Annotated in this window: 8 protein-coding genes; 2 read left to right on the forward strand and 6 right to left on the reverse strand. The window is 74.2% G+C overall.

All coding sequences use genetic code 11. The annotated features are described in order from the left end of the window. Positions 1-418: 418 nt before the first annotated feature. On the forward strand, positions 419-1,207 hold the full coding sequence (locus RF640_RS18535) for a ParA family protein (RefSeq protein WP_017833709.1): 789 nt from the start codon (positions 419-421) through the stop codon (positions 1,205-1,207). 10 nt (positions 1,208-1,217) lie between these two features. Here RF640_RS18535 and RF640_RS18540 read toward each other — a convergent pair whose 3' ends face one another. The 6 genes from RF640_RS18540 to RF640_RS18565 form a co-directional block, all read right to left on the reverse strand. Beyond that, the gene (locus RF640_RS18540) at positions 1,218-1,802 is read right to left on the reverse strand and encodes a MerR family transcriptional regulator (protein WP_017833710.1); all 585 of its coding nucleotides are present in this window, start codon (positions 1,800-1,802) and stop codon (positions 1,218-1,220) included. 174 nt (positions 1,803-1,976) lie between these two features. Then, positions 1,977-2,480, reverse strand: a complete 504-nt coding sequence (locus RF640_RS18545) for a bifunctional nuclease family protein (protein ID WP_031283123.1) — start codon at positions 2,478-2,480, stop codon at positions 1,977-1,979. A gap of 22 nt (positions 2,481-2,502) precedes the next feature. Next, positions 2,503-3,249: a MerR family transcriptional regulator gene (locus RF640_RS18550; protein WP_017833712.1), complete on the reverse strand. Its 747-nt coding sequence runs from the start codon at positions 3,247-3,249 to the stop codon at positions 2,503-2,505. 9 nt (positions 3,250-3,258) lie between these two features. Then, positions 3,259-3,714 (reverse strand): FHA domain-containing protein, encoded by a 456-nt coding sequence (locus RF640_RS18555; RefSeq protein ID WP_017833713.1) that lies wholly within the window; start codon positions 3,712-3,714, stop codon positions 3,259-3,261. Positions 3,715-3,903: 189 nt separating this feature from the next. Continuing rightward, positions 3,904-4,290 (reverse strand): glycine cleavage system protein GcvH, encoded by a 387-nt coding sequence (gcvH, locus tag RF640_RS18560; protein ID WP_017833714.1) that lies wholly within the window; start codon positions 4,288-4,290, stop codon positions 3,904-3,906. Between the two features lie 94 nt (positions 4,291-4,384). After that, positions 4,385-5,383 carry an adenosine deaminase gene (locus RF640_RS18565; protein WP_109244435.1) on the reverse strand — a complete coding sequence of 333 codons (999 nt, stop codon included), beginning with the start codon at positions 5,381-5,383 and terminating at the stop codon, positions 4,385-4,387. Positions 5,384-5,572: 189 nt separating this feature from the next. Between RF640_RS18565 and RF640_RS18570 the strand changes: the two genes are divergently transcribed. Continuing rightward, positions 5,573-6,493, forward strand: coding sequence for a PfkB family carbohydrate kinase (locus RF640_RS18570; RefSeq protein ID WP_336650680.1), 921 nt, complete (start codon positions 5,573-5,575; stop codon positions 6,491-6,493). The last annotated feature ends 167 nt before the right edge of the window (positions 6,494-6,660 follow it).

The following is a 6,660-nucleotide window of genomic DNA, read 5'->3' on the forward strand; positions in this document are numbered from 1 at the left end:
AGCTCGTAGGCGGCACGGAAAGCACGGATCGCGATCTCGCCGCGATTGGCCACCAGGATCTTGGAGAACATCAACACCCGTTCCGCACCCGGGGCCGTTCGGCGGACACCCGGGCACTGATTCGTCGAAGGTCGGACAACGTCGCGCACACGGTCAGCATGGCCGTCCGCGGGCGGTCCTGACCAGTGAACCACGCCACCCCGGGGCACACTGTGACTGCTGTCACAGAGCGACGTCGTGGTCAGCGTACACGGCGGCGGCGCGGGGGCGGGGCGGCCGCGGGCGGCTCCGCGCCGGAGCGGGGCGGAGCGCGCCCGCCCGGCTACGATGGGCGCAGCCGTCTCCTCGCCGCGGCCCCCGATCCCGGACCCGAGGAGCCGCTCCTCCCGTTTCCCCGCGAGCGAAGGGTGTCCCCTCCGTGCAGATCGTCAGCGTCAGCAGCCTCAAGGGCGGTGTCGGCAAGTCCTCCGTGACCCTGGGGATCGCCTCGGCGGCCCTGCAGGCGGGAGTGCCCACGCTGGTGGTGGACCTCGACCCGCACGCCGACGCCACGACCGGGCTGGGCGTGCACCCGGAGCGCGGTCACGACATCGGGGAGGTGCTGCGCAGGCCGCGCCGGGGAGCGCTCGAGCGCGTGGTCGTGGCCTCGGCCTGGGCGGTGCGGGCCGGCCTGGACAGCAGGGCCCTCGACGTCGCCCCGGGCTCGGCCCGCTCGTCCCACCTCGATCGCTCCGAGTACCGGGAGAAGGACCTCGGCCGGCTGGAGCGCGCGCTCTCCGGCGCCCAGGGGTACGACCTGGTGCTGGTCGACTGCCCGCCCACCCTGAGCGCGCTGACCCGCACGGCGTGGGCCGCCAGCGACAAGGTGCTCTCGGTGGCGGAGCCCTCGCTGTTCTCGGTGGCGGGCACCAAGCGCACGATGACGGCGATCGCCCAGTTCGAGCAGAGCCGCACGTGGGCCGTGCCGGCTGCCGGGGTGGTGGTCAACAAGGTCCAGCACTCGTCGGTGGAGCACCGGCACCGCCTGGACGAGCTGCAGGAGCTGTTCGGCCCCCTGCTGGTCAGCCCGGTGATCCCGGACCTGCCCGTCTGGCAGCAGGCGCAGGGCGCGGCCTGGCCGATCCACCGCTGGCCGGGAGCGGAGGCCCAGGACATCTCCGGGCGGTACACGGCGATCCTGCAGGGTCTGCTCGACGGCTCGTCCTGAGCCGCCCGGCTCAGCCCGCGCTCTGCCGGCGGGCCCGGCGCTCGGAGAGCTCGTCCCCGGGCAGCGGCTCCTGGGCGGGGGCGCGGTCCGCTCCGGTGTGCTCCCCGGGGAGCGCCGCGAGGGTCCCCTCGACCTCGCGCCACACCCGGCCCACGGCGATCCCGAAGACGCCCTGTCCGCCCTGCACCAGGTCGATGACCTCGTGGGGGGACGTGCACGCGTAGACGCTGGCGCCGTCGCTCATCATGGTGAGCCGGGCCAGGTCCTCCACGCCCTGGGCGCGCAGCGCCCCCACGGCGGTGCGGATCTGCTGCAGGGAGACGCCGGTGTCCAGGAGCCGCTTGACGATCTTCAGGACGAGGATGTCGCGGAAGCTGTAGAGCCGCTGCGTGCCGGACCCGGAGGCGCCGCGCACGGTGGGCTCCACGAGACCGGTCCGCGCCCAGTAGTCGAGCTGCCGGTAGGTGATGCCCGCGGCCTTGCAGGCGGTGGGGCCGCGGTAGCCGACGGACTCGTCCCGGATCACGGAGTCGTCGAAGAGGACGCCCTGGGTGCCGTGCGCCGGAGGGCCGCCGGGCTGCTCGCGTTCGCTCACGCCGCCTCCTCGCTCGTGGACCCGGTGCTCGCGGCGCCGGGAGTGGATGGTCTCACAGAGACGTCCGGATCCCCCCGGGAACACCTCGAGTACACCTTATGACGGTAGACCTCCCCGGGGACGGGGTCAAAGACATCAGGGGCCGGGACCCCGTGTCGGGCGGATGGGGACGGCTCAGAAGTCCTCGGGGTCGACGTTGTCGAGGAAGTCGCGGAACTGCTCGACCTGCGTCTCCGGGGGCAGCTGCGGCTCTCCCTCCCCCGCGCGGGGGGACGGCTCCCGCAGCTCCCCGTCCCCGCTCATCACGAGACCGGCTTCGTCGAGGACGGTCTCGGTGCACAGGATGGGGCAGTCGGTGCGGGCGGCCAGGGCGATCGCGTCCGAGGCGCGGGAGTCGACGACCGTGCCGTCCGAGAACTCGAGCGCGGCGTGGAAGACCCCCTCCTCCACCGTGTGGATCCGCACCCGGGTGAGCGTGCGCCCGAACGCGGTGGCCACCGACAGCACGAGGTCGTGCGTCAGGGGCCGGGGCGGCTCGATCCCCTGCACGGCGAAGACGATGGACGTCGCCTCGTTCGTGCCGATCCAGATCGGCAGGTGCCGTCCGCCCTCGACCTCGCGGAGGACGACGACGGGCTGCGCCGACGGCACGTCCATGCGGACGCCCGCGATCTCCATCAGGACCTGGTGCACGGCCACGTCAGCCCTCCACCGCGGCGCGCTCCTGGAGCGCGGCGATCTCCGAGCGCACGAGCGAGGTGTGGATGGTGAGGCACAGGCCCGAGATCTCCTGGGCGCGCTCGACCGCGCGTGCCCTCGAGGCGGCGTCCCGGCGGGAGGTGAGGGGCGCGACGGCGCGCTCCACGAGGCCCAGTTCCCGGTCCGCGGCGGCCTTGAAGGGGCGCAGGTGGCGCGGTTCCAGACCGTGGGCCGTCAGCGCGAGGGCCGCCCGGGTGATGGCGAGGGCGTGGTCGTCGAAGGCCCCGTTCTGCTCCCGGATCAGCCCGTAGCTCACGAGCTCCCGGACGAGCGGGATGCCGGCGCCCGTGCGGGCGGCGAGCTCCCGCAGGTTGTAGGTGCGCGGCGCGCTGACGACCGGCAGGGGGGCGGTGACCGGATCGGCGGGCTCCGCGGTGCGCCGGGCGTCGTCGGCGCGGGCGTCCTCGTCGGCGTCCAGCCGCTCCCGGATCACCTTCAGCGGGAGGTAGCGGTCGCGCTGGAGCTCCAGGATCCGGCGCAGCCGGTCCACGTCCGCGCGCGAGAACTTGCGGTAGCCGGACGCGGTGCGCGCCGGGTGGACCAGGCCCTTGTCCTCCAGGAAGCGCAGCTTCGAGGCGGTGATGCCGGGGTGGTCCTCGCCGAGCTCCTTGAGCACGGCGCTGATGCCCACCCGGGCCTCGTGCTGGACGTCGTCCCGGTGGGGATCGGTCTCCGCGGGGTCGGTCATGGCTCCCTTCTACTGGTCCGACTGCGAGCGCAGCGAACGGTAGAACGTGAACCGGAACTTCCCGATCTGGACCTCGTCGCCGTTGTCCAGCTGCGCGCTGTCCACGCGGTCGCCGTTGACGTAGGTGCCGTTCAGGGATCCGGAGTCGATGATCTCGAAGGAGTCGCCGCGCCGGACGAACCGCGCGTGCCGGCGCGAGACGGTGACGTCGTCCAGGAAGATCTCGGAGGACGGGTGGCGGCCGGCGGGGACCTCGTCCCGGTCCAGCAGGAAGCGTGACCCGGAGCCGCCGCTGTCGTGGGCCACGAGCAGGGCGCTGCGCGGCGGGAGCGCGGAGACCGCCGAGCTCTCCTCGGGGGAGAGCTTGTGCGAAGCCGCGTGCGAGAGGACCTCGGCCACGATCTGGATCGACGTGGTCTCCGGCTCCCCCTGGGGTGCGTTCGAGCCGTTCTGGGTTCTGGACATCTCTTCCCTCGACTGGTGACGTGTTGGTGGACGGGTCCTGTGGGACCCCTGCCCCGCGACCTCCTGTCCCGGCGGTCCCCGGGCGACCGGCCGGAGCCACCCGGTTGCTTGTCAGTGTACCGGGTGGTGGAGACACGGAGGGGCGGCCGGGACACGTCCCGGCTCGCGCGTGGTCGGGTCCTGCGCGGGTCAGTCGAGCTGGGCGGCGTACCCCTCGGCGTCGAGCAGCCCGGAGCGGTAGTCCTCGCCGGAGGGGCGGACCGCGAACAGCCAGCCCTCCGCGTAGGGGGCGGAGTTCACGGTCCCGGGCTCGGCCTCGAGCGCCTCGTTGACCGCGGTGACCTCGCCGGAGACGGGGGCGAAGATGTCGCTCACGGACTTGGTGGACTCGATCTCGCCCACGGCGGCGCCCGCCTCGACGCTCTCCCCCACCTCGGGCAGCTGGACGAACACGACGTCGCCCAGCTCGCCCTGCGCGTGGTCGGTGATCCCGATGCGCACCGCGCCGTCGGCGTCGGGGCCCGCGATCCACTCGTGCTCGGCCGTGTAGGACAGGTCGGCGGGGATGTTGCTCATGGGGTGGCTCCTGGTCCGGCGGGTGCGGTCGGCTCGATTATGGCACAGACGTCCCCGTGTCCCGAGGGCGCGGGACCTCGCGGGTGTCGGCCGCTCAGCGGCCCTCCCACGCGGTGATCTCGGCGTGGATCGCCCGCTTGCGCTCCGTCCCCGCGAAGGACGCGTCCACCGAGTTGCGGGCCAGTGCGACGGCCTGCTCGTCGGTCAGTCCCAGCGCGTCGCGCAGGTCCTGGAAGACGTCTCCCACGTAGCCGCCGAAGTAGGCCGGGTCGTCGGAGTTGACCGTGACCAGCAGTCCGCGCTCGAGCATGTCCAGGACCGGGTGGTCGGCGAGCGTGTCGACCACGCGCAGCCGCACGTTGGACAGCGGGCACACGGTGAGCGGGACCCGCTCCGCGACGAGGCGGTCCACGAGCTCCGGGTCGCTCAGGCACTGGATGCCGTGGTCCACCCGCTCCACGCGCAGCACGTCGAGGGCCTCCCGGACGTACTCGGGACCCGCCTCCTCCCCCGCGTGGGCGACGACGTGCAGTCCGGCCGCCCGCGCCCGCGCGTAGACCTCCTCGAAGAGCGCCGGGGGATGGCCGACCTCGGCCGAGTCGAGGCCGATCCCGTCGATGCGCGGCAGCTGGTCCCCGAGGGAGTCGAAGAGCTCGACGGCCTCCGCGGCGGGCCGGTCCCGCAGGAAGCACAGCAGCAGCGTGCTGGTCAGGCCGTGCTCGGCCCGGGCGGCGTCGAGGGCGGCGCGGATGCCGTCGACCACCGTCCCGAGCGGCACGCCCCGGGCGGTGTGCGCCTGCGGGTCGAAGAAGACGTCGACGTGCCGCAGGCCCTGCGCCGCCGCGCGCTCGAGGTAGGCCCGGGTCAGCGCCTCGAAGTCGGAGGCGTCGCGCAGCACCGCCATCGTGGCGTAGTAGAGCGCGAGGAACGAGGACAGGTCCTCGAAGTCGTACTGCCGCCGCAGCTCCTCGACGGAGCCGTAGGGCATCTCCACCCCGTTCTTGGCGGCGAGCGCGAACGCGAGCTCGGGCTCGAGGGTGCCCTCGATGTGCAGGTGCAGCTCCGCCTTGGGCAGGGTGTGCAGGTCGTTCAACTCCGGCGCTCCTTCGCGGTCGGCCCCGGGGACCGGAGCACTCGACGTCCCGTGCAGTGTATGCGCCGCGGTCGGCGGCGGGGCTCCGCCCCCGCTGCCGGGTCGCCCCGCACCGCCCGACCGCCGTCGGCTCCGCGGCCGGAGTGCTCTAGGCTCGCGAGCGGAGCCGCTCGGAGGAAGGAGTGCCGGATGTCCGGTGTCGTGGTGGTCGGACAGGTGGGACGGGATCTCGTGCTGACCGTGGCGGAGCTGCCGGCGGAGGGCGGTTCCGCCGACGTGCTCGAGCGGCAGGAGCTGCTCGGCGGCAAGGGCGCGAACCAGGCCGTGGCGTGCCGCCAGCTCGGCGCCGAGGTCGCCCTGGTGGGGGTCGTGGGCACCGACTCCGCCGGCACGGAGGTGCTCGCCCAGGCCGCGGCCGACGGGATCGACGTCGGCGCCGTGGTGCGCCGCGCCGGCGCCCCGACCGCGCTGCTCGTCGACCTCGTGGGGCCGCGCGGGGTCCGCCGCCTGCTGGAGGACGTGGACGCCGGGATGCTGCTGGACGCCGGGGACGTGCGCGCGAGCCGGGACCTGCTGCGCTCGGCGGACGCCGTGCTGGTGCAGCTGCAGCAGCCGGGGGCGGCCGTGACGGAGGCCCTCGAGGCGGCCGCGGCGGGGGGCGCGATCGTGGTGGCCGACGGCGCCCCGGCGGACGGGGCGGTGCGCCGGCGGGTGCTGGGCACCGCGGACGTGGTGCGCGCGGACACCGCCGAGACGGAGGCACTGGTGGGCTGGGCGCCGCAGGACGTGCCGGGGACGGTGCGGGCCGCGGAGTCGCTGCTCGCGGAGGGCCCGCGCGTCGTCGCCCTGGCCACCGGCGAGGGCGACGTGGTCGCCTGGCCGGGCGGGCACGTGCTCCTGCCCCACCTGGGCGAGGATCCCGTGGACCCCACCGGGGCGGGCGACTCGTTCGTGGCCGCGCTCACCGTCGCGCTGCTGCGCGGGGAGAGCCCCGAGTCCGCCGCCTGGTGGGCCGCGGCGGCGGCGGCCGAGGTGGTCGGCAGCGCCGGCGGCCGGCCGGACCTCGACCTGGACCGGCTGCGGGAGTCGGCCTCCCGGGCCCGCCGGTAGGCAGCACGGGTGCCGGAGGCGCCGTCCCCGGGAACGAGAGAAGGCCGGTGGTCCGCGTTCCCGCGGTCCACCGGCCTCGAATCGTCGGGCTGACAGTGTGCTGGTTCAGGACATAGGCAAGGCATGTCTCGGGACATCGGCAACATGAGGTCGCACATCCGCGGCAG

The sequence above is a fragment of the Kocuria sp. CPCC 205231 genome, assembly GCF_040980965.1.
GTDB lineage: Bacteria > Actinomycetota > Actinomycetes > Actinomycetales > Micrococcaceae > Kocuria > Kocuria rosea.